This window comes from Microvirga sp. M2, assembly GCF_047497095.1.
Taxonomy (GTDB): domain Bacteria; phylum Pseudomonadota; class Alphaproteobacteria; order Rhizobiales; family Beijerinckiaceae; genus Microvirga.
This window is the reverse complement of record NZ_CP134063.1, coordinates 3,865,691-3,887,189: the sequence shown is the minus strand read 5'-3', so window position 1 is coordinate 3,887,189 and position 21,499 is coordinate 3,865,691. Positions and strand designations below refer to the sequence as shown.

Genomic DNA, 21,499 nt, shown 5'->3' with positions numbered 1-21,499 from the left:
GATCCTGGTCCCGCGACATCATGGATCAATGGAGATGGGGCACAGGGGTCAGGGCGCGAGGTAGCGCTCCCGCAGGTGAGCGCGGAAGACCTCCGCCGTCAGCGGCTGCCCGGTTGCGGCAACCAGCAATTGGTCGGTGGTCGTCAGGCTTCCCTTCGCATGGACATTGGCGCGCAGCCAGGTCCGCAACGGTGCGAAATCACCTTTCGCCAGGCCCGGGAGGATGGCGGCATCCGCCCGGCAGGCCGCCCTGAAGAATTGGGCCGCGGTCATGGCCCCGAGCGTGTAGGTGGGGAAGTAGCCCCATGCGCCGCCGGGCCAGTGGATGTCCTGCAGGCAGCCCAGGCTGTCATCGGGCACCGTGAGGCCAAGGAATTGTCTGACCTTCTCGTTGAAGGCGGACGGAAGATCCTCGATCGGGAGGTCGCCGGCGATCAGCGCCTTTTCGAGCGTGCAGCGGACCAGGATGTGGGCCGGATAGGTGATCTCGTCCGCATCCACCCGAATGAAGCCCGGCTCCACCCTGGTCAGAATCCGATGCAGGTTCTCCGGGCTCCAGGCCGGCCCCTCTCCCTGGAACGTCTCCCGCACGAGGGGAGAGAGGTAGGTGACGAACTCCCGGCTTCGGCAGGCCTGCATCTCGATCAGCAGCGATTGGCTTTCATGCAGGCTCATTCCGCGCGCCAGCCCGACCGGCTGGCGGCGCCACGCTTCCGGGCGGCCCTGCTCATAAAGTGCGTGACCGGTCTCATGCAGCACCCCCATGAGCGCACTCATGAAGTTCGCCTCGCTGTAGCGGGTGGTGATCCGGACGTCGCCCGTGGATCCGCCGCAGAACGGATGCAGGCTGACATCGAGCCGCCCCCTGTCGAAATCGAACCCGGCCGCCTTCATCAACCGCTCGCCGATGCGTCGCTGATCATCGACAGGGAAGGGGCCGTCGAGCGGCTGGATGGCAGGGCGGCCCTGCTGGCGTTCCTGCGCTTCCTGGATCAGGTCCGGCAGCTCGGCGCCGAGCTCGGCGAAAAGGGGATCGATGGCAGCCTGCCGGAGACCCGGGTCGTAGCTGTCGAGGAGAGCATCGTACGGCGACAATCCCAAGGCCTCGCCCTTGGCCTGGCCGATCTGCCGCTGGAAGGCGAGCACCTGGGACAGGTGCGGCAGGAGCAGGGCGAAGTCGCTGTTCTGCCGCGCTTCGCGCCACACCAGCTCGGCCCGGGAGACGGCCCTCGAACTCGCCTCGACGAGGTCGGCCGGAACTGCGGCGGCATGCAGGTAGATCCGGCGCATCTCCCGCAGGTTGGCGCTCTGCCAGGCGTCGAGATGGTCGCCGTCCTGATTCGCCTTGTCCAGGAGATCGGCCATGTCGGGTGCGGTGAGACGTTCATGGGCGATGCCCTTGAGCGTGGCGAGCTGGTCGGACCGGCTGTCGGCGGCGCCTTGCGGCATCAGGGTTTCGGCATCCCATTGCAGAACCCCGACCGCGTCCTCGATCGCGCTGATGCGGGCAAAGCGTTCTTCCAGCGTCCTGTAGGCTTCCATGGGGGCGAAAATTCCATCTTTGAGGAGTGATCTTGCGGTCGAGTGGGTGGGCACAGTGATCCCACAGCCGTCCCGGATCAAGCAACGGCTCCACGGGGGCCCGTCTCCGAGCCGCCGTCCCGTTCCTATTCGGGATGCTTGTGGATCGGGTCAACCCAGTAAACCTCTTCCGGCTTTTCGACCGGATCCACATCGGCGATGTTCACCACCACGGCCTCGTTGTCGCTGCGCACCAGGACACATTCGAGGGGCTCGTCGGGATTGGCGTTGATTTCCTGATGGGGCACGAAGGGCGGCACATAGATGAAGTCCCCCGGCCCGGCCTCCGCGACGAACTCCAGCCGCTCGCCCCAGCGCATGCGGGCCTTACCCCGCACCACATAGATGACGCTCTCCAGTTCACCGTGGTGGTGCACCCCGGTCTTGGCATTCGGCTGGATCGATACCGTGCCCGCCCAGATCTTCTGTGCGCCCACCCGGGCGTGATTGATCGCGGCCTGGCGAAACATGCCCGGGGTCTGGGCTGTGTTCGGATCGAGGCGGTCGCCCTTGATCACCTGGACGCCGTGGTGCTTCCAGTGTTCGTGCGAATCGTGGTGGCCGTCATGGTCGTGGTCTGTCATGGCGCTCTCCGAGGCGGTTTAGCCTTTGGTCGTTGCGGAATGGCGAGCAAGGAGGCCGGGGGAGGGGACCGGTTCGGGCCTCCGGCCGTACATCGTACCGCTCATCGGTGACAGGCTCCATCCAGGCGACGGAAGACCCGTCCAGCGCCGCCTGCATGGCCCGATGGACCATGCCGATAGGCGGGTAACCCGGCACCGACATTCTCCTCCGACATTCTCTTGGCTCGACCAGGGCACCTTGGCTCGACCAGAGGACCTCGGGCTCCCATCTTAAGGGGATGATCGCTTCCATGTTCCCCGCCCGCCGCTCCCTGCGTGAGCGAATCGGCGCCTTGCGTCACCTCCCGTCCCTGTTCCGCCTGGTCTGGCAGGCGAGCCCCGGGCTCACGCTCGCGAGCTTCGGGCTGAGGCTGACACGCTCGGCCCTGCCTATTCTGGTCCTCTATGTCGGCAAGCTCATCATCGACGAGGTCGTGGCCCAGACCCGGCTCCCCTCACCGGGCGTAGGCCTCGGCGATTGGATCGGGAGTGGACGACTTGATGTCCTCGCAGGGCTGCTCCTTCTGGAGCTGGGCCTCGCCGTCATGGCCGATCTCCTGGGGCGGGCCAGTTCCCTTGTCGACAGTCTCCTGTCGGAGCGCTACAGCAACTTCGCCAGCGTGCGCCTGATGGAGCATGCGACGACGCTCGATCTCGAGCAGTTCGAAAGCAGCGATCAACAGGACCGGCTGGAGCGGGCCCGCCGGCAGGTCACCGGTCGAACCACCCTGTTGACCCAGATCTTCGGGCAGGTCCAGGACGTGCTCACGGCCCTGTCCCTCGCGGCCGGCCTGCTCGCCTATGCGCCATGGCTCATCGTCCTGATCATCCTGGCGCTTTTGCCGGCCTTCGTCGGCGAGGTGCATTTCAACGCCCAGGGCTATCGGCTCAATTACTTCCGCACGCCGGAACGGCGCCAGCTCGACTACATCCGCTATCTCGGCTCGAGCGTCGAAACCGCGAAGGAGATCAAGCTCTTCGGGCTGAACGCCTTCCTGGTCGAGCGCTTCAGGGGCTTCGCGGACCGGATGTATGCGGAGAACCGGGGGCTTGCGATCCGCCGGGCCGCATGGGGCACGCTTTTCGCCGCGCTCGCGTCATGCGCCTATTACCTGGCCTATGCGCTGATCGTGTGGCGGACCGTCCAGGGCGAGTTCAGCCTCGGCGACCTGACATTCCTGGCCGGCTCTTTCCTGCGCCTGCGCGGCCTGCTCGAGGGATTGCTTCTGGGGTTCTCCCAGATTGCCGGGCAGGCGATGTACCTGGAGGATCTGTTCTCCTTCTTCGATGTGCGCCCGAGCATCGCATCGCCGCCGAACCCGCGGCCGTTCCCGCAGTCGCTGCGGTCGGGAATCGTGTTCGAGAACGTCGGTTTCCGGTATCCGGATTCGGATCGCTGGGCGGTCCATCATCTGAGCCTGACGCTGAGGGCCGGCGAGGTCGTGGCCCTCGTCGGAGAGAACGGAGCGGGCAAGACCACGATCGTGAAGCTCCTGGCCCGTCTCTACGACCCGACGGAGGGACGGATCCTTCTCGACGGCCATGATCTGCGCGAATACGACCTGGCCGATCTGCGGCGCCACATCGGCGTGATCTTCCAGGATTTCGTGCGGTTTCATTTCACGGCCGGCGAGAATATCGGGACGGGCCATATCGAAGCGACGGATGATCGCGCCCGGATCCGGCAGGCGGCGGAGCGCAGTCTCGCCGACCGCATCATCCAGCGCCTGCCCCGGGGCTACGACCATCCGCTCGGCAAGCGGTTCCATGAGGGGGCGGACCTCTCCGGGGGCGAATGGCAGAAGATCGCCATCGCGCGGGCCTACATGCGGGATGCCGAGGTGCTGATCCTGGACGAGCCGACCGCCGCTCTCGACGCCCGCTCGGAATACGAGGTCTTCCAGCGGTTCCGGGATCTCAGCCTGGGGAAGACCGCGGTTCTGATCTCGCACCGGTTCTCGACCGTGCGGATGGCGGACCGCATCCTCGTTCTGGAGAATGGACAGGTCGTGGAGAATGGTTCGCACGAACAGCTTGTTGCCTCGGGTGGGCGTTACGCCGAGCTGTTCGAGCTGCAGGCCTCCGGCTATCGCTGAGATATCGACTGACAGCATCGGATGCGGGTTCGATGTCATACCCGACGCTGTCGTGCCGTTGCGCCGAACCTGGTCAGTCCAGGGAGGCTTTGATCCGCGCCAGCCCCTCCTTGGTCAGCGGGTCGATTCTGAGGAGCTTGTGTCCTCCGGACGAGACCCGCTTCGAGAAAACGAGGCGCACGTAGCCACCCTCGTGGAGGGGAAGGAAGTACGCGCCATCGGCCTCTCCCGCCAGGTAGCTGCGCAATCCGACATAGAAGCTTTCCTCGTATCCTTTGATCGCGCGGCGAATTGCCGGGTGGATGACGAGCGTCGTCTGTGTGCTTTCGCAGACCTCTTCAACGGCCTCAAAACTCAACACGACTGAACCTCCGAACGGCCAAGCAGCCTCTGCAGGTTCAACGTTGTTCCTGCAGGTCGGGTTCGTCTTGAGCGCCACCTATCCCTAAGGGTGGGCTTGCGGCCCTCTGCAGCATGACTATCTTCTATTGGCACTCTCATATGTCGAGTGCCAACTAGGCTGCCCGGCGAAGACGAGTGCTCCCTATCCAAGAACAACGCGAGGAGGCACCCATGGCCGCTCTTCCGCTGCACGGCCGGGTCGTCCGCCTCATCGAGGCCGAAATCGGCCCCGGCGCCCGCGTTATGTGCGACTTGAGCGCCGGTCCGGAGAACAATCAGCACAGGAGGAACGATGATGGCTGCCAAGGAAGTCAAATTCTCTGCAAGCGCCCGCGAGAAGATGCTGCGCGGCGTCGACATCTTGGCCAATGCGGTGAAGGTGACGCTGGGCCCGAAGGGCCGCAACGTCGTGATCGAGAAATCCTTCGGCGCGCCGCGCATCACCAAGGACGGCGTCACCGTCGCGAAGGAAATCGAACTCTCCGACAAGTTCGAGAACATGGGCGCCCAGATGGTGCGCGAAGTCGCGAGCAAGACCAGCACCGTGGCGGGTGACGGTACCACGACTGCGACGGTTCTGGCTCAGGCCATCGTCCGCGAGGGCGCCAAGGCCGTGGCCGCCGGCATGAACCCGATGGACCTCAAGCGCGGCATCGACATGGCCGTGGCTGAAGCCGTCAAGGACATCCAGGCCCGCGCCAAGAAGGTTGCGTCGTCAGGGGAGATCGCCCAGATCGGCACCATCTCGGCCAACGGCGATGCCGAGGTCGGCCGCATGCTGGCCGAAGCCATGCAGAAGGTCGGCAACGAGGGCGTCATCACGGTCGAGGAGGCCAAGACGGCGGCCACCGAGCTCGATGTCGTGGAAGGCATGCAGTTCGACCGCGGCTACCTTTCTCCCTACTTCATCACCAATGCCGAGAAGATGATCGCGGAGCTCGAGGAGCCCTACATCCTGATCCACGAGAAGAAACTCTCCTCGCTCCAGGCCATGCTGCCGATCCTCGAGGCTGTCGTTCAGACCGGCAAGCCACTCCTCATCATCGCAGAGGATATCGAGGGTGAAGCGCTTGCGACATTGGTCGTGAACAAGCTGCGGGGCGGCCTGAAGATCGCCGCCGTCAAGGCTCCGGGTTTCGGCGACCGCCGCAAGGCCATGCTCGAGGACATCGCCGTCCTGACCGCCGGCCAGACGATCTCCGAAGACCTCGGCATCAAGCTGGAGAACGTCACGTTGGACATGCTGGGGCGGGCAAAGACCGTGCGGGTGGAGAAGGAAAACACCACGATCATCGACGGCGCCGGCAAGAAGGAAGACATCGAAGCCCGCGTCGGCCAGATCAAGGCGCAGATCGAGGAGACTACCTCGGACTACGACCGTGAGAAGCTCCAGGAGCGCCTGGCCAAGCTCGCAGGCGGCGTCGCGGTGATCCGCGTCGGCGGCGCGACCGAGGTCGAGGTGAGGGAGAAGAAGGACCGCGTCGACGACGCCCTGCACGCCACCAAGGCGGCGGTCGAGGAGGGCATCGTGCCTGGCGGAGGCACCGCTCTGCTGCGCGCCAAGGCTGCGGCTGCCAAATTGAAGAGCGAAAACCCGGACATTCAGGCGGGCATCAACATCGTGCTGCGCGCCCTTGAGGCTCCGATCCGCCAGATCGCCGAGAACGCCGGCGTCGAGGGCTCGATCGTGGTCGGCAAGATCAGCGACAACACCAAGTCCGAGACGTTCGGCTTCGACGCCCAGACGGAGGACTTCGTCGATTTGCTTCAAGCCGGGATCGTCGATCCGGCGAAGGTCGTCCGCACGGCTCTGCAGGACGCCGCTTCCGTGGCAGGCCTCCTCGTCACCACCGAGGCCATGGTGGCCGAGCTGCCGAAGAAGGAAACCGCGCCCGCGATGCCGGGCGGCATGGGTGGCGGCATGGGTGGCATGGACTTCTAAACGAAGAGCGGTCAGCCGGCGCACGAGGCGGGCCTCTTCGGAGGCCCGTTTGTTTTCAGGAGGAAGAGCACTCGTGTGCTGTTTCCAAGCAGGTTGTTCAGGCGCTGCTCGTCCGGCTCCTGCGCCGACGAAGAAGGCGCACTTTGATCGGGGTGATTAGCCTATGGCAGCATGCCAGCATGCGAACTCAATCACACGGGTTGCCGCTCGGTCAACCGATGGAAGTGCCGCAGATTGCTCTCGGGGTCTGCCCGCTAGGATGTTTGATCCCGGGGTTTGATGGTGCGATATTATCCTTGGAATGGAGGGATGCGCTATGAGCCAAGTTCTCCATGGGAGCGCCACAACGACAGAGGCGATCCGTCGAGCAATACGAAATAGTCAAGCGAGCTTGAGGCGGCACACCGGCGCTGCCGGCTCAACGCTCTGCGGGATGGACACCCCATTCGTGCCAGAGCCATCTTGGAATGCGAGCTTTTGGTCGGGACCCCTTCGCGGAGGGCATTATGGCCAGCGGTCATGCGTACCGCTCCAGTAGGTCGAACACATGGCCGCACCGACCAGCCCGGCAGAAGCGTTGATGCTCCTATAGAGGTCAAGAGGCCGAAGAGAGCATTGTGGGAGGCCTGCTAGCGCGGCAGAGATAGCCAAAGATCTCCCGTGCGACAAAGCGCTTGAGACAACGAATGATCTCCATCTTGCCCTTGCCCTCTGCCGTTCGTCGACGGACATAGTCAAGGGTTGGTGGATGGCTGCGCATCCTGATAATGACGACGCGATATAGAGCCGCGTTAGCCTGACGATGGCCACCGCGGTTGAGACGGTGACGTGAAGTCTTGCCGCTCGAGGCCGGAATGGGACAGGCGCCACACAGTTTGGCGAAGGCTGCCTCCGAGCGGATGCGCTCGGGATTGTCGCCGACGAGAATCAGCATCTCGGCAGCCGTACCGGTCGACATACCATGAGCCTCCTTCAGGGTCGGCGCGCAGGCGGTGGTCAGAGCATCGAGATCGGCATCGTGGCTTTTGATCTCAGCATCGAGCATCAGCCAGCGCCGGGCGAGAGCGCGTAATGTTGCTTTGGCTGAGGCTGTTGGTGAAGTCATCGCTCCCGGTCTCAGGGCGGCTAAATGGCGGATCAGGGTCATTTTGCCGGTGAGGCCGTCAAGGCTCTCGCGCAAGGCAGCGGGAGCATTGACGATGATCGTCTTGAGGGTGACCATCGCTTGGGTGCGGCTCTTGACGGCGGTGTCTCGCGCCACCTTGAGATGGCGGATCATTTCCACCAAGCTGGTGCCCGACTTCGGAGCTGCCCTTGCTTGGCCGCTGAGAACGGCGCGGGCCGCGTTCTCAGCATCAAGCGGGTCATTCTTGCCATGCTGGTGCCGGATCTGGCGATTGGGCCGGTTGACCTCGATGATACTGTGCCCTCTCTCCTGCAGGAAGCGCGTCAGGCCAGCCCCATAGGAGCCTGTCCCCTCGATCCCGAAGGCGCGGACGGAGCCAAAGGATCGGGCCCAGGTCTCCAGCTCCTGATAGCCTCTGCGGCTTGCCAACAGGGTGATGGCACCAAGGCGGGCCCCAAGCCCGTTGATGGCGACAGCGGTATGGGCTTCTTTGTGGGTGTCAACGCCGATGATGATCTCGGCAGGATCGGTCTCTTGCATTCCTATTCCTCCGCGGCTGGGGCCCTGACGGGTTCCTGCGGGCGGACAGGACTGTGACGGGACGAGTCCCCAAGCTCCTATCAAGTCACGCTGTAGCAGAAGGTCAGGTGCCGCCCGGAAGGCCGACACGTCAACACAATGACACGCGGTCAATCATAACAAGGGTCAGGCCCTCCGAGCGGCTCTGACATTCTCACAGTTCAACAAAACAGTTGCCAACGGGCGGCTCAAGCAACTCATGGGAGTGGGCTGCATACCCGTGCGGCTAGAGCCTTTTCCATGAACCGAAGTTCATGGAAAAGGCTCCTGTTGTTTGAGAAAGGCGCCTTTTCTTCGCAAAACCGGCATCCACTTTTGCGGAAAAGGCTCTAGTCCACGATAAACAATCTCGCACCAGTGGTCGTAGAAGAGCGATGAGATTCATCACCATGATCGGACACCTGATAGCTCATCCCTGGTTTGAGTTTGAACGTGCGTCCATCGCGCAATTCGGTGTCGAGCTCACCTTCAAGGACGTAGAGGACATGGCCGCGGTCACACCAGTGATCGGCAACATAGCCAGGAGTATACTCCACATGACGAACCCTCAGATCGCCTACAACAAACGTCCGCCATATGGCCTTGCCGCTTTCGCCGGGATGCTCGGTTGCAGGCATGCTCGCCCAGTCCGTTACGGTAAATGGTAGGGTCGGTATCTTCATGGAGATCCTCTGAAGTGGGCTCGTTAGCTTCAATACTTATTGGGCGCCGCTGCATCAACGGATGCATAGGTGTTCAGCATGCTCTTGATGCCATTCTTGTTAGCACAAACTTGCCGAGTCTCTGTAGAACAATCAAGGGAATGAGAGACGATGCAGGAGATCCGGTTTCAGGCGCCTTGGGCCGATTGAAAGAGGATGCTAAATTTGGCAATGCCTCCTTCCTCGCGTAGTAAATTGAGCGACCGGCGGCAAAGGGAGCTGCCCAATTTGGTAGTGCCATGGGAACGACAAGAGACAGGTTAGAAAGCATTTTGGCCCGATTGACCGACAGGGCCGAAGAGGAGCGGGTATTCCTGAAGCTCTATGAGGATGCAGCCCGCGCCGCTGCAGATGCCGCCGACGCTCGCAGGAAAGCGGGTGTGTCGCTGGGACCTCTCGATGGATCGATTGTCTCGATTAAAGACCTGTTCGACGTCGCGGGTGAAGCCACGACGGCAGGCTCTATCGTTCTGCGCGATGCACCACCCGCTGCCAGCGATGCAGAGGTCGTGCGCCGCCTGCGTCAGGCTGGTGCGGTGATCATCGGAAAGACGAACATGGTCGAGTTCGCTTTCTCCGGACTTGGCCTCAACCCGCATTATGGTACGCCCGGCAATGCCGTTGATCCCGAGCGGATTCCGGGCGGGTCGTCTTCTGGGGCAGGGGTCTCGGTGGCCGAGGGAACGAGCGAGATCTCCATCGGCAGCGACACGGGCGGTTCGGTGCGCATTCCGGCATCGTTCAATGGAATCGTCGGATTTAAGCCGACGGCGCGTCGGGTGCCGACGCAAGGGGTGTTCCCTCTTTCCTACAGCCTCGACTCCATAGGTCCTCTTGCCCGTACGGCGCAGGACTGCGCCAATGCCGATGCTGTTATGGCTGGCGAGGTGCCGCAGGCGCTCGCTCCTTATTCCCTTACCGGTCTGAAAGTAGGCGTGCCGCGCGGCCGCCTGTTCACCGAGACCGAGACGCTGGTTGCGGAAGCATTCGAAGCAAGCCTGAATCTTCTATCTAAGGCCGGAGCCAATGTCATTGATGTGGATATCGATGCCCTGCTCGCAGAGATGGAGAAGGTTACGTCTCCGGCATCGATTGCCTCGATCGAGGCGGCTGAGATCCACGCGGATTGGCTCGACGCGAAAGCCGAGCTGTTCGATCCGCGTGTTCGGGGCCGCATCGCTCTCAGTGCGTCCCTGCCAGCGCCTGTCTATATTCGTATGATGCGGCGGCGGGATGCCCTGATCGCCGCGATGGATGAGCGCCTGAAGGCGATCGATACTCTTGCCTTGCCGGCGACAGCCGTCACCGCGCCGCCGACCGTTCCTCTTTTGGTGGACGATCAGCTCTACAGGCAGACCAACCTGCTGGTTATGCGCAACACCATGGTGGGAAATCTGTTCGACCTGACCGCCATCTCTCTTCCCATCCCCGGCCAGCCGCGCCCGGTCGGCCTCATGCTGATGGGCCGCAATGGGTATGACAGAAAACTGCTCGAAATCGCAGCGAGCGTCGAGAAGGCTTTCGCGGCGTAATTGACGTGCGGCGGTCCGTGAGGGCCGCCGCATTGCTCCGGAGGCAATATGAGGAAAGTGATTGTCGGACGGTCCGCTTGAATGATTTCGGTTCAGGTCCGGATCTGATTCATGCGCCGGCTTCGCAATGCGACCAGGGTTGCGTTCCATCCGAGGCTTAAGGTCAGGGCAAGGAGCAGGGCCGGAAAAGCGCCCATAGGAACCGCGCCCAAGTGAATGACAGACAATGCTCCGACGAAGCCCAGCATTCCCGGAACGCCGTTGGCAACAACTGATGCAGTGACGATTCCACCGATGCGAGGTTGAAGGATCAGAGCGAGGCTGATCAGCACGACAGGAGCCAAAGCCGTAGCAGCTGCGATAGCAGGCCCAAGCGTTCTCCCGGCCAGAACCGTTCCTCCGACCAAAACCATGACCAGACTGGCACGGAACAGAACATCCCACGATCTTTTTTGAAGGCGAGGTGGCTTGTCTGCTCCTGTCAGCCGACGCGCATAGACAAGCGCAGCCGCAAAGACGGCACCATTCAGGGCGAGAGCACCGCCGAGGGTCCATTGGCCTTGTAGGATAAGGAAAACGAACGCCGCCCAAACAGCGAATCCCGCTCCGATGCTTGCCAACACCCCCCGACGCTGCGCAACGGTGGCATACACAACCATGTACACGACGGTAGCGGCCGTAACCGGAAGTCCCGCCAGAGCACTTTCGGAGATGAACTCGGCACTGTGCTCGGTGGCCAGAAATGCGAAAGCCGGCCCTGCCGAAATCGGCAGGGTCGCGACCATAGCGCCGAGGAAGGGGCCGCTTCGCTCAACGATCATCGATGCGCTCACGACGATAGCAGCCGCAAGCAGCATCTTAGCGAGAAGGAGCGCCCAGAACGATGGATCCACGGACAATGACCTCCGGGCCTGCACCCGCGGTTAGGAAACGACGGGCAGGGTCTCGATCTCGTAAGCGTGCCGAATGACGCGGGTCAGCACCGGATCCGCGAGCTCCATCTCAAATCGACTGCCTGGCCTGATGCCTCCAATGGCTCCCAGGGTTCCGCAATACATCACGGTTCCCGGCGCGATCTCCAATCCCGAGGGGCGGCGGTCGATGAGGTCCTGGGGAGTTCTGAGGGCCGCTAAGGTCCCTTCCTGATAGAGCACGCGTTCTCCATCGATGGTCGCCCAGGAGCGCAGGATGATCTGGTCCCAATGAGCCTCAAGCTCATCCAGTCGCCACAGGGTCTTGCCGATCGGCTTGGCGCAGAGCTGCTTCGAAAGGGCGATGCCTGCCGTTTCAGCCTTGCGGTCCGTGTGGTCGGAACCGATGCCGATCCAGTAGCCATCCGCGAGCGCCACCAGCACTGGCTCCACCTCACCGGAGGAGTCCGTGCCGAGAAACTCGACACGCTCGGATTGAGTGAGATTGCTGGCCGATGCCCGATAATAGACTGGAACCGACGAGGGGGGCGGCACTCCGATGGCAGCGAGTTCCTCGATGTGGTGCTGGATTGCGTGCTCGTCCCGTCCGGCCCAGCCCGCAATGACCAGTGCCTGCGGGTCAAGGCCGATCCGATCCGCACCGTTCTGCGAGATTCGATTGAAGGTGAGCAAAATTAGCCTCCGAATTGGGCAGGCAGCCACAGGGCCAAGCCGGGGAAGAGGGCAAGGAGCAGGATGAGAACCAGCATCGAAAGGACAAAGGGAATCGACCCAATGATCACGTCGTTGAGGCTTCCCCTGGTTCGAAGGGATTGCACCACATAGAGATTGAGACCCACAGGAGGTGTGATCAAAGCCGCCTCGATGAGAACGACGATGACGACTCCCAGCCAGATCGGATCGAAGCCGAGGGCTACCATGACGGGAGCAACGATGGGGATTGTGGTGATCATCATGGAGAGGGTCTCCATGAAGCAGCCGAGGATCAGGTAGAATACCACCACGGCCAGCAGCATCTCGTACTTGGAAAGACCCAGTCCCGCTACCGTGTCCGTGATCATCTGGGTCAACCCGATGGCTGTGATCACGAAGTTGAGGAAGTAGGCGGCGATGATGATCAGCATGATCATCGCGGTCGTCCGCATGGTGTTCTCGAACGCCTCGATCAGCATTTTCACACTGAGCCGCCGGAAACAGGCTGCAAGCACCAGGGCGGCAATCACTCCAAGGGATGCAGCCTCGGTCGGCGTGGCGATGCCTGCATAGATCGAGCCGACAACGACCAGGAAGATCCCGAGAGGTGGCAGAAGATCGGGAAGGCTGGCAAAGCGCTCTCTCCACGTGGTCCGGATCGGCTTCCCGCCCCAGGAGGGCCTGAACAGGCAGGCCGCAACGATGAGGGCCATGAACAATCCGGCAAGGCCTAGACCCGGGACGATTGCCGCCAGGTAGAGCTTGGGAATCGAGGTGTCGGTCAGAACGGCGTAGATGATGATGTTGATCGACGGCGGGATCAGGATTCCCAGTGTTCCGCCCGCTGCGAGCGTTCCGAGAAATAGGCGCTCGTTGTAGCCGTGGCGATTGACGAGCGGGAGGGCAACGGTGCCAACGGTCGCTGCCGTGGCAACCGAGGATCCTGACGTGGCGGCGAAGATCGCGCAGGAACCAATGTTCGAGTGCATCAGCCCGCCGGGCAGCCAGGACAGCCACTTGACCATCGCGGAATACATCCTTTCAGCGACGCCGGAGCGCAGCAGAATTTCGCCGAGAAGGATGAACATCGGGATCGAGACGAGAAGGAAGTCGCGGCCGGCTGACCAGGCGATCTCGCCCATCGCCAGGCTGAGAGGCATCGTGCTGAAGAGTTGCTCGAGGACGAGACCGAGTACGCCAATGGCGGCTGCGACCGGAATGGCGACGGCAAGAAGCCCAAGGAGAATGATGAGTGTTGTACCAAGCATGGTGTCAGCGATCCGGCCTTGAGTGGGGAGCCTGAAGTTCGGCGGTGTGGCTAGATTCTTCGGCCGCGCTCTCTTCGAGAGTCATGGCGCCTGCGAGCTGGCTGACCTTCGGCAGGTCTCCCGTGACCAGGGCGATCGTGCTTCTCAGTAGCAAAGGCACAATCGTGAAGAGAAAGAGAAAGAAGCCGACAACCCAGAGCGACTGCGGAATCCACAGGGGCGTTCCGAGAGGTGTCGTCGAGTGCGTGTCGAAGAGAAGCGAGTCTTGAAGGACAAGCGCTGATCGCCAGGTCAGGTAACCCACGAACACAAGGAGCGACAGGAGGGCAACAATATCGAGGCAGCTTGTGACCCTGAGGGGAAGCCGTCCGTAAAGTGCATCGACACGGACATTGGCGCGCCGCAGCAGGGTAAAGCCAAGAGCCCAGGTTGTGCCGATTGCGAAGGCATAACCGGATAGCTCATCAGCGCCACCCAGTGTAATCAGCACGGTCTTGCGCAGCAGAACATCCAGTCCGACGAGTAATGCAGCGGCCAGCATCATGGCACCGGCGAGCCGCACAGCGAGCGTGGAGAGACGATCCGCAAGCGCGAGCCAGCGGTCAAGAACAGCAATCATGACATCATCAATCTTGTAGGAAGCCTCCCCAAGGAGGGGAGGCTTCGGTGATAAGCGCTAGGGGCGAGTGACTCGCAGGTCCTTAGTTGGACTTGGCTTGAATGTTGATGGTCTTTCCGACTGAGCTGTTCCAGTTCTCCACGCAGTCACCCGGGCAGCGTGCGGCCCACTTGGGAACCACGGTTTCGGAAAGTACCTTCTTCAGGAAGGTCCGGTCTGCGTCGGTGATCGGCACGAAGGTCATATTCGCTTTGGTGCCGAGCTTGCAGGTGTCCTTGCCGGTGTTGCAGTCGAAGCCCTGCTGGGTCTCCTCATCCGCGCCCTTCCAGATCCGATCCTCAAGATCGGCGATCTCCTTCTCCAGGAAGGTGCGGACATTCGCGTCGAGGCTGTTCCAGCGATTTTGATTGACGGCGAACATCACCTGACTCCAGCCGACGGGTAATTCGTGGATGTGGGTCGAGACTTCGTACCACTTTGCCGAATTGCCGGAGAGAGTGCCGGTGATCGCGCAGTCGACCACCTTGTTCTGCAGGGCGGGGACGACTTCGCTGAAGGTCATCGTCACGCCCGTGCCGCCGAGAGCCTCGACGAATTCCGCAAGAGTGCGGTTGCCAGTCCGGACCTTCTTGCCCTTGAGGTCCGCGAGGCTCTTGATCTCGCTGTTGCAGTAGATGACCTGCGCGGGATAGGGCCAAATGCCCAGCACCTTGATGCCGAATTTCTCGCCGTAGAACTTGTCGTAAACCGGCTTGTAGGCATCCGAGATCTTGCGAGCAGTCTCGATGTCGGGTGCAAGGCCTGCAAGGTCGATGGCTTCGTTGCGGGCGTCGTCGCCTGCCACATAACCCAGAACCGTGGAACCGAAATCGATGACGCCGAGGCGCATGAGGCGGAAGATTTCGGCGCCCTTCATGCCCATCTCGTTGAATGGCGTGATTTCAGCCGTGACGGCGCCCTTCGACCTCTCGGTGATCTCCTTGGTCCAGAAGGGTTGCTCGAAGCTCTTATACTGCGAGAGGTTACCCCAGGCGCCCACGACTTTCAGGTGGGTCTTGGGCAAATCCTGTGCCAGCGCGCTGCCGGCGATGAAAAGGGAGAGAATGCTCGCGGTGACGAGCGAGGCAGGTGATTTCATAGCTGTTATCCTTCTCTGGTTGATATGTTTTTCTGTTATTGCCTCAGCCATTCGCAAGCCGGCTGTTCTTAAGGTCGGTGACCAGCATGTAGCCCGGCGCATGCGTGATGGCGAAGGAGGGGCGGGCTGCTGCGACCACGGATTGTGGAGTGACGCCGCATGCCCAAAAAACAGGGATCTCATGATCGGCAAGACGTACCGGCTCCCCGTAATCGGGAGCATCGAGATCCTTGATTCCGATCATCTCCGGTTTGCCGAGATGAACTGGCGCTCCGTGCACAGCAGGAAAGCGCGATGTGATCTGTACCGCACGGATCGCATCGGCCGGCTTCAGCGGGCGCATGGATACGACCAGCGGGCCATGGAACGGACCGCTTGGCTGAGTGGGGATGTTGGTCCGGTACATCGGGACGTTCGTGCCCTCGGCGATGTGCCGAAGAACGATCCCATCCGCCATCAGCGCTTCCTCGAACGAGAACGAGCATCCGATCACGAACGACACCAGATCATCGCGCCAGACGGAGGAGACATCCGTCACCTCGTCGACGAGTTCGCCGTCGCGCCAGATGCGGTAAAGAGGGAGGTCCGTGCGAATGTCGAGATCCGCACCCAGCTCCGGGACCCGCGGGTCACCAGGTTCAGAAACGCCGATCAGCGGGCAGGCCTTAGGGTTTCTTTGGCAGAACCGCAGGAAAGAAGAAGCTAGATCCGCCGGAAGGATGGCGAGATTGCCCTGTACGTGTCCGCGTGCAAGGCCCGATGTCTGATCTCTCAGAGTGCCACTGCGTGCAGCCAGTCGCACATCGAGACCGGTCGCTAGCGCTAGATCGGCGCGTTGCGGCAATGTATTCATATACCATTCCCTTGGGTTATTTACTTTATTTTCGTGCAATCCATTAATGCTTGGTAAGTAACTCCAATCAATAGCCCCGATGCCTGGGTGACCAATCAGCTTTCCTGATAGCTCGTCTGGGCGATGCGGATTGCGAGGTCCGCAGCCGCTTCAAGGACTGGGTTCGACAGGGACTTGCAGTACGAGATTGTGAATTTGAGCGGATCCATCACGATATCCGTCGTCATTACTCCCAGTCTCTCAGACTCGATTTCGTCTTGGATAAGAGCAGGTGGGAGAATCGCGACGCCGACGCCGTCGACCGCCAGCCGAATGTTGGCCGAGAGAGAAGCGGACGTGATCATTCTAGGCGGCGTCATTCCGGATGAACGGAAAAGATCTGTCAGGGCAATCGTCGGCCGCGTTCTGCGGCCATACGTAATGATCGTGACCTCCGCGAGATCCTCGATTGTGATGGGCCGTCCGAGAAACCCCAGACGCGGGGCTGCAACAAAGCTGAGTTTGTAGTTCGAGAGCGTTCGGCTTTGGATCGAAGGATCCGGAACAGGCCCAAGGAGGAAGGCCAGGTCGATCTCTTGCCCGGCCAGCCCGTCTCGCAGATTCGGTGTGGTATCGACCGTGAGTTCCAGGCTGAGGCGCGGGAATTTCAATTCGAAGGCGCGAATGAAATCGGGCAGCCATGTATGTACGATGGTCTCGGACGTGCCGACGCGAACGATGCCCCCGGTGCCAGTTCCGCCGCACATGGCATGGATGGCCTGTTGGTGAAGGCTGAGGATGCGCTCTGCCCATGTGATCATCTCCAAGCCCTTGGGCGTGAGCTTCGCCTCGCGCCCGCTCCTGTCGAAGAGGTAATGGGTGAGCCGCCTTTCCAAGGACGCGACGCGTGCCGAGATGGTCGGTTGGGATGTGTCCAGCCGAATTGCGGCCTTCGAGAAACTGCGCAGCGTGGCGCTCCAGTAGAAAGCCTCGATCTCTTTGAGTTCCATGACTTTCCTCTCAGCCTCCTGTGCTTTCGGCGTTATAGCGATGCCGCGGCGCGGGCGGCCTGATCGTAATAGCCCGACAGGGTCCGCATCTGGCTTGCCAGCCGTGACAGGGTCTCCATTTCCAGTCCGAGGGAGGCAACCGGGCCGACAAGAAGCGTTTCTCGTATCGCCCTGTATTCCTCGCAGGCTCTGGATCCTGCCTCGGTGGCCGAGATCAACTTTTCCTTACCTGCCTTCTTGCTCGCGACGAGCTTGAGGCGCTCCAGTTTCTTGACCGAGTAGCTCACCACATGAGTGTCTTCGATGTTCAGGACCAGACAGATGTCGGCCAATCGCTTCGGCTTGGAACGGTGGAGCACGGAATGGAGCACGAAGATGTCGATCGGTGACAGGTCGGGCAATCCCGCTGCAGCCATGCCGCGGACGATCCAGCGGTGGAAGGCATGGGATGCAAGGATCAGTCCAAATTCGAACTCAGACAGGGCAGGGAGCCCACCCGACGCCAGGTGAGCGGACGAAACAATCGGGCCTGGGGCCTTCGAATGTGGTGACATGATTACAAGACCTCTGAAAGGATGCAGTTCCTGCGAAGAGACGTTGACAATTTGTCGACGATTTATCTACATTTTGCGAACTTATTATAACCAGGATAGGGGAACATCATGACTTCAGGGAAGTGGGACTTTTGGATCGACCGCGGCGGGACATTCACTGACATCGTCGCGCGTAGGCCCGACGGAGCACTTCTCGCGCACAAGGTGCTCTCCGAGAATCCCGAGGCTTATCGCGATGCGGCAGTCCACGGCATCCGCGAGCTGATGGGACTTTCCGCCGGCGATGTTCTGCCGACGGAGCAGATCGCGACCGTGAAAATGGGGACTACGGTCGCGACGAATGCTCTGCTGGAGCGCAAGGGCGATAGGACCCTGCTTGTCATCACGAAGGGCTTCGCCGACGCACTTAAGATCGGGTACCAGGGACGTTCTGATATCTTCGCCAAGAATATCTCCAAGCCGGAGCAGCTCTATGGCAGCGTGCTTGAGATCGAGGAGAGGGTTCTTGCCGACGGTACCGTCGAGGCGAAGCCGGATCTCGACCTCGTCCGCCAGCAGCTTTCCGCCGCCTATGCGGAAGGCATACGCGCCTGTGCTGTCGTCTTCATGCATTCCTATCGCTACCCGGCTCACGAGCAGGCTGTCGCTGCGATTGCGCGCGAGGTAGGCTTCACTCAGGTCTCGGCTTCGCATGAAGTCAGCCCCCTGATGAAGATCGTGGGGCGTGGCGACACGACCGTGGTGGATGCTTATCTGTCGCCGGTCCTGCGCCGCTATGTCGATCAGGTTGCCTCCGAGCTGGGCGAGGAATCAGAGCGGACCGCCCGTCTCATGTTCATGATGTCCTCAGGTGGTCTGACGGACGCCCATCTTTTCCAAGGCCGCGACGCGATTCTCTCCGGTCCGGCCGGAGGCGTCGTGGGGTGCGTTGAAACGGCTCGTATCGCGGGATTCGACAAGATCATCGGCTTCGACATGGGCGGTACGTCCACCGACGTGTCGCATTTTGACGGCGACTACGAGCGCACTCTAGAAACCGAGGTGGCAGGAGTGCGCATGCGCGCTCCGATGATGCTGATTCATACTGTTGCTGCCGGCGGCGGTTCGATTCTTCACTATGACGGATCGCGCTTCCAGGTTGGTCCCGACTCGGCCGGCGCCAACCCGGGCCCCCGGTGCTACCGTCGCGGCGGTCCGCTTGCGGTGACGGATGCCAATGTCATGACCGGCAAGCTCGCTCCGAGCTTCTTCCCGGCTATCTTCGGCCCCAATCGCAACGAGCCGCTCGATGTTGAGGCTGTCCGGCAAGGATTCGCCGAATTGGCCGGTCGCATCGGTGGTAGCCGCTCGCCGGAATCTGTGGCCGATGGGTTCATCCGCATCGCCATCGAGAACATGGCCAATGCAATCAAGAAGATTTCCGTGCAGCGCGGCTACGATGTTACCGAATATGCGCTCCAGTCGTTCGGTGGCGCAGGGGGGCAGCATGCCTGTCTCGTAGCCGATGCCCTCGGCATGAGAACGGTGATGATCCATCCCTTCTCCGGCCTTCTCTCGGCCTATGGCATGGGGCTGGCTGATATCCGCGCCACCCGCCAGCGTACGGTCGAAGCGCCTCTCGATAACGAGGGCATTGGGTACGCGGCCCAAACCTTCGATGAACTCGCGAAAGAGGCACGGGACGAGCTGCTGCAACAAGCGGTTCCAGCCGATGACATCGAGATTTATCAGCGGGCGCACATTCGCTACGCGGGCACCGATATGTCGCTGACCGTCGACTTTGCGGACATCGCAAGCATGAAGTTGGCCTTCGAAGCGTCCCATCGCGCACGCTTCGGTTTCATTGACGAAACAAGAAAGCTCAGCATCGAGGCCGTCTCGGTCGAGGCAGTCGGCGGCGGTCAACCTGCGGAGGAGCCGGATCTTCCGGTCGCTCTGGCAGAGGCCGATCCTATGGCCCAGACGAAGTTCTTCTCTCAGGGCGAATGGCATGATGCTGCCGTCTATCATCGCGAGCACCTGTCTCCCGGCAAGCGGCTTGCAGGCCCGGCGCTCCTGATCGAACCGCATCAAACCATCGTGGTTGAGCCCGGCTGGTCTGCAGAGATCACTGCGAAGAATCATGTGGTGATGCGCCGGACCGAGGCAGCTCGGGTCGCACCGGCCGTCGGCACGAAGGCGGATCCGGTCATGCTCGAGATCTTCAACAATCTGTTCATGTCGATCGCCGAGCAGATGGGCGTGACGCTTCAGAACACAGCCTATTCCGTGAATATTAAGGAGAGGTTGGACTTCTCGTGCGCGGTCTTCGATGCACAGGGCCGATTGGTAGCCAACGCGCCTCACATGCCCGTGCATTTGGGCTCGATGGACCGCTCGGTCGAAAGCGTGATACGGGCCCATGGCGACAATCTGAAGCCAGGCGACGTATACGCGATTAACGCGCCCTACAATGGCGGCACGCATCTGCCCGACATCACGGTGGTCACGCCCGTCTTCGATCCGGCGGGGGAGACGATCCTGTTCTTCGTGGCGTCGCGAGGACACCATGCGGACGTTGGCGGAATCGCCCCAGGTTCGATGTCGCCACTCGCCATGACCATCGAGGAGGAGGGGGTCTACATCGACAACTTCAAGATGGTGGATCAGGGCCGCTTCCTGGAAGAGGAGCTGAGACAGCTCCTGATGGGTGCTCGCTATCCGGTGCGAAATGTTGTGCAGAACGTCAATGACCTGAAGGCGCAGATCGCGGCCAACGAAAAGGGCGTGGCGGAGCTGAGGCGCATGGTGAACCATTTCGGGCTTGATGTTGTGCAAGCCTATATGGGCCACGTTCAGGACAATGCCGACGAGAGCGTGCGTCGGGTGCTGGACGCATTGTCCGACTCGTCCTTCGAATATGAGATGGATCAGGGGTGCTTCATCCGTGTGAAGATCACAGTCAATCACGATCGCAGAGAGGCGACGGTCGATTTCACCGGAACCTCACTCCAGCGGTCTGACAACTTCAACGCTCCCGAGCCGGTGGCGCGTGCTGCGGTCCTTTACGTGTTCCGCGTGATGGTCGAAGGCAATATCCCCATGAATGCGGGATGCCTGCGGCCGATCAATCTGATCATTCCGGAGGGCTCTATGCTCTCGCCTCAATACCCTGCTGCAGTCGTTGCGGGCAATGTCGAGGTCAGTCAGGCGGTGACGAATTGCTTGTTCGGTGCTCTCGGAGCTCTCTCCGCTGCGCAGGGCACGATGAACAATCTCACATTTGGCAACGATGTGTATCAGTACTATGAGACGATCTGCTCCGGTGCTCCGGCCGGACCCGAATTCCATGGAGCCGATGCGGTCCATACCCACATGACGAATTCCCGTCTCACTGATCCCGAAGTTCTCGAGGTCCGCTATCCGGTCGTCCTTGAAGATTTTCATATCCGCCGCAACTCCGGAGGTCGTGGCCGCTGGAATGCCGGTGATGGAACCGCACGCACCATCCGCTTCCTGGAGGCCATGGATTGCGCCATCCTCTCTGGCCATCGCCGGGTGCGTCCCTTCGGGCTTGCAGGAGGCGATGCGGGTCAGACGGGCGAGAACTGGGTGCGCCGCAAGGATGGAAGCCTCGAGCGACTCAAAGGATGTGACCAAACCAAGATAGAAAAGGGTGAGGCCATCATCGTCCGTACGCCAACCGGTGGCGGATTCGGAGCCTTAGAGAACTGAGCGTTCGAGAAAGCCCGCTCCTAACGAGAGGAAACTGAAAAGAACTGTCTGGATCAAGCATGCTTGATCCAGACAGTTCGGGCTGTGCCATGAAAGCTTATTGCGGAGTTTTCTCCCCAGCGGAGAGGGTCCGTGGCATCCAGGGCGGGCATGACAA

17 protein-coding genes are annotated in these 21,499 nt (G+C 61.3%); 4 read left to right on the top strand and 13 right to left on the bottom strand.

Going from position 1 to position 21,499, the window contains the following annotated elements:
- Window positions 1–48: 48 nt before the first annotated feature.
- Window positions 49–1,542, bottom strand: coding sequence for a carboxypeptidase M32 (locus RE429_RS18485; protein WP_414472134.1), 1,494 nt, complete (start codon window positions 1,540–1,542; stop codon window positions 49–51).
- Between the two features lie 125 nt (window positions 1,543–1,667).
- A complete protein-coding gene (locus tag RE429_RS18480) occupies window positions 1,668–2,165 on the bottom strand; it encodes a cupin domain-containing protein (protein WP_414472133.1) in 498 nt (165 codons plus the stop codon).
- Between the two features lie 290 nt (window positions 2,166–2,455).
- Between RE429_RS18480 and RE429_RS18475 the strand changes: the two genes are divergently transcribed.
- The gene (locus RE429_RS18475) at window positions 2,456–4,300 is read left to right on the top strand and encodes an ABC transporter ATP-binding protein (protein WP_414472131.1); all 1,845 of its coding nucleotides are present in this window, start codon (window positions 2,456–2,458) and stop codon (window positions 4,298–4,300) included.
- 73 nt (window positions 4,301–4,373) lie between these two features.
- Here RE429_RS18475 and RE429_RS18470 read toward each other — a convergent pair whose 3' ends face one another.
- Complete coding sequence (locus RE429_RS18470) at window positions 4,374–4,739, bottom strand: hypothetical protein (protein ID WP_414472130.1); 366 nt, start codon at window positions 4,737–4,739, stop codon at window positions 4,374–4,376.
- Between the two features lie 258 nt (window positions 4,740–4,997).
- Here RE429_RS18470 and groL point away from each other — a divergent pair, with 258 nt between their 5' ends.
- Window positions 4,998–6,644, top strand: a complete 1,647-nt coding sequence (gene groL, locus RE429_RS18465; protein ID WP_414474246.1) for a chaperonin GroEL — start codon at window positions 4,998–5,000, stop codon at window positions 6,642–6,644.
- Between the two features lie 595 nt (window positions 6,645–7,239).
- Here groL and RE429_RS18460 read toward each other — a convergent pair.
- Window positions 7,240–8,310: an IS110 family transposase gene (locus RE429_RS18460; RefSeq protein ID WP_414472129.1), complete on the bottom strand. Its 1,071-nt coding sequence runs from the start codon at window positions 8,308–8,310 to the stop codon at window positions 7,240–7,242.
- 368 nt (window positions 8,311–8,678) lie between these two features.
- Complete coding sequence (locus tag RE429_RS18455) at window positions 8,679–9,011, bottom strand: DHCW motif cupin fold protein (protein WP_414472128.1); 333 nt, start codon at window positions 9,009–9,011, stop codon at window positions 8,679–8,681.
- Between the two features lie 278 nt (window positions 9,012–9,289).
- On the opposite strand from RE429_RS18455, the gene RE429_RS18450 reads away from it, so the two are divergent.
- The gene (locus tag RE429_RS18450; RefSeq protein ID WP_414472127.1) at window positions 9,290–10,582 is read left to right on the top strand and encodes an amidase; all 1,293 of its coding nucleotides are present in this window, start codon (window positions 9,290–9,292) and stop codon (window positions 10,580–10,582) included.
- 92 nt (window positions 10,583–10,674) lie between these two features.
- Here RE429_RS18450 and RE429_RS18445 read toward each other — a convergent pair whose 3' ends face one another.
- The 8 genes from RE429_RS18445 to RE429_RS18410 form a co-directional block, all read right to left on the bottom strand.
- Window positions 10,675–11,475, bottom strand: coding sequence for a hypothetical protein (locus RE429_RS18445; protein ID WP_414472126.1), 801 nt, complete (start codon window positions 11,473–11,475; stop codon window positions 10,675–10,677).
- 30 nt (window positions 11,476–11,505) lie between these two features.
- Entirely contained in the window at window positions 11,506–12,189 is a 684-nt protein-coding gene (locus RE429_RS18440; protein ID WP_414474245.1) for a DUF2848 domain-containing protein, read from the bottom strand.
- Window positions 12,189–13,475 carry a TRAP transporter large permease gene (locus RE429_RS18435; RefSeq protein ID WP_414472125.1) on the bottom strand — a complete coding sequence of 429 codons (1,287 nt, stop codon included), beginning with the start codon at window positions 13,473–13,475 and terminating at the stop codon, window positions 12,189–12,191. The genes RE429_RS18440 and RE429_RS18435 overlap by 1 nt, the downstream gene beginning before the upstream one ends.
- A 4-nt stretch (window positions 13,476–13,479) precedes the next feature.
- Window positions 13,480–14,094, bottom strand: coding sequence for a TRAP transporter small permease subunit (locus RE429_RS18430; RefSeq protein WP_414472124.1), 615 nt, complete (start codon window positions 14,092–14,094; stop codon window positions 13,480–13,482).
- A gap of 82 nt (window positions 14,095–14,176) precedes the next feature.
- Entirely contained in the window at window positions 14,177–15,232 is a 1,056-nt protein-coding gene (locus tag RE429_RS18425; RefSeq protein WP_414472123.1) for a TRAP transporter substrate-binding protein, read from the bottom strand.
- A gap of 43 nt (window positions 15,233–15,275) precedes the next feature.
- A complete protein-coding gene (locus RE429_RS18420; protein ID WP_414472122.1) occupies window positions 15,276–16,085 on the bottom strand; it encodes a putative hydro-lyase in 810 nt (269 codons plus the stop codon).
- A 95-nt stretch (window positions 16,086–16,180) separates the two neighbouring features.
- Entirely contained in the window at window positions 16,181–17,074 is an 894-nt protein-coding gene (locus tag RE429_RS18415; protein ID WP_414472121.1) for a LysR family transcriptional regulator, read from the bottom strand.
- A gap of 32 nt (window positions 17,075–17,106) precedes the next feature.
- Window positions 17,107–17,628: a winged helix DNA-binding protein gene (locus tag RE429_RS18410; RefSeq protein WP_414472120.1), complete on the bottom strand. Its 522-nt coding sequence runs from the start codon at window positions 17,626–17,628 to the stop codon at window positions 17,107–17,109.
- Between the two features lie 108 nt (window positions 17,629–17,736).
- On the opposite strand from RE429_RS18410, the gene RE429_RS18405 reads away from it, so the two are divergent.
- Window positions 17,737–21,342 (top strand): hydantoinase B/oxoprolinase family protein, encoded by a 3,606-nt coding sequence (locus RE429_RS18405; RefSeq protein WP_414472119.1) that lies wholly within the window; start codon window positions 17,737–17,739, stop codon window positions 21,340–21,342.
- Window positions 21,343–21,499: the final 157 nt, after the last annotated feature.

Coding starts and splice junctions, on each gene's coding strand:
- RE429_RS18455 (WP_414472128.1), bottom strand. CDS start 9,011: ATGAAGATACCGACCCTACCATTTACCGTAACGGACTGGGCGAGCATG.
- RE429_RS18405 (WP_414472119.1), top strand. CDS start 17,737: ATGACTTCAGGGAAGTGGGACTTTTGGATCGACCGCGGCGGGACATTC.
- RE429_RS18430 (WP_414472124.1), bottom strand. CDS start 14,094: ATGATTGCTGTTCTTGACCGCTGGCTCGCGCTTGCGGATCGTCTCTCC.
- RE429_RS18420 (WP_414472122.1), bottom strand. CDS start 16,085: ATGAATACATTGCCGCAACGCGCCGATCTAGCGCTAGCGACCGGTCTC.
- RE429_RS18485 (WP_414472134.1), bottom strand. CDS start 1,542: ATGGAAGCCTACAGGACGCTGGAAGAACGCTTTGCCCGCATCAGCGCG.
- RE429_RS18480 (WP_414472133.1), bottom strand. CDS start 2,165: ATGACAGACCACGACCATGACGGCCACCACGATTCGCACGAACACTGG.
- RE429_RS18435 (WP_414472125.1), bottom strand. CDS start 13,475: ATGCTTGGTACAACACTCATCATTCTCCTTGGGCTTCTTGCCGTCGCC.
- RE429_RS18415 (WP_414472121.1), bottom strand. CDS start 17,074: ATGGAACTCAAAGAGATCGAGGCTTTCTACTGGAGCGCCACGCTGCGC.
- RE429_RS18450 (WP_414472127.1), top strand. CDS start 9,290: ATGGGAACGACAAGAGACAGGTTAGAAAGCATTTTGGCCCGATTGACC.
- RE429_RS18425 (WP_414472123.1), bottom strand. CDS start 15,232: ATGAAATCACCTGCCTCGCTCGTCACCGCGAGCATTCTCTCCCTTTTC.
- RE429_RS18475 (WP_414472131.1), top strand. CDS start 2,456: ATGTTCCCCGCCCGCCGCTCCCTGCGTGAGCGAATCGGCGCCTTGCGT.
- groL (WP_414474246.1), top strand. CDS start 4,998: ATGGCTGCCAAGGAAGTCAAATTCTCTGCAAGCGCCCGCGAGAAGATG.
- RE429_RS18460 (WP_414472129.1), bottom strand. CDS start 8,310: ATGCAAGAGACCGATCCTGCCGAGATCATCATCGGCGTTGACACCCAC.
- RE429_RS18410 (WP_414472120.1), bottom strand. CDS start 17,628: ATGTCACCACATTCGAAGGCCCCAGGCCCGATTGTTTCGTCCGCTCAC.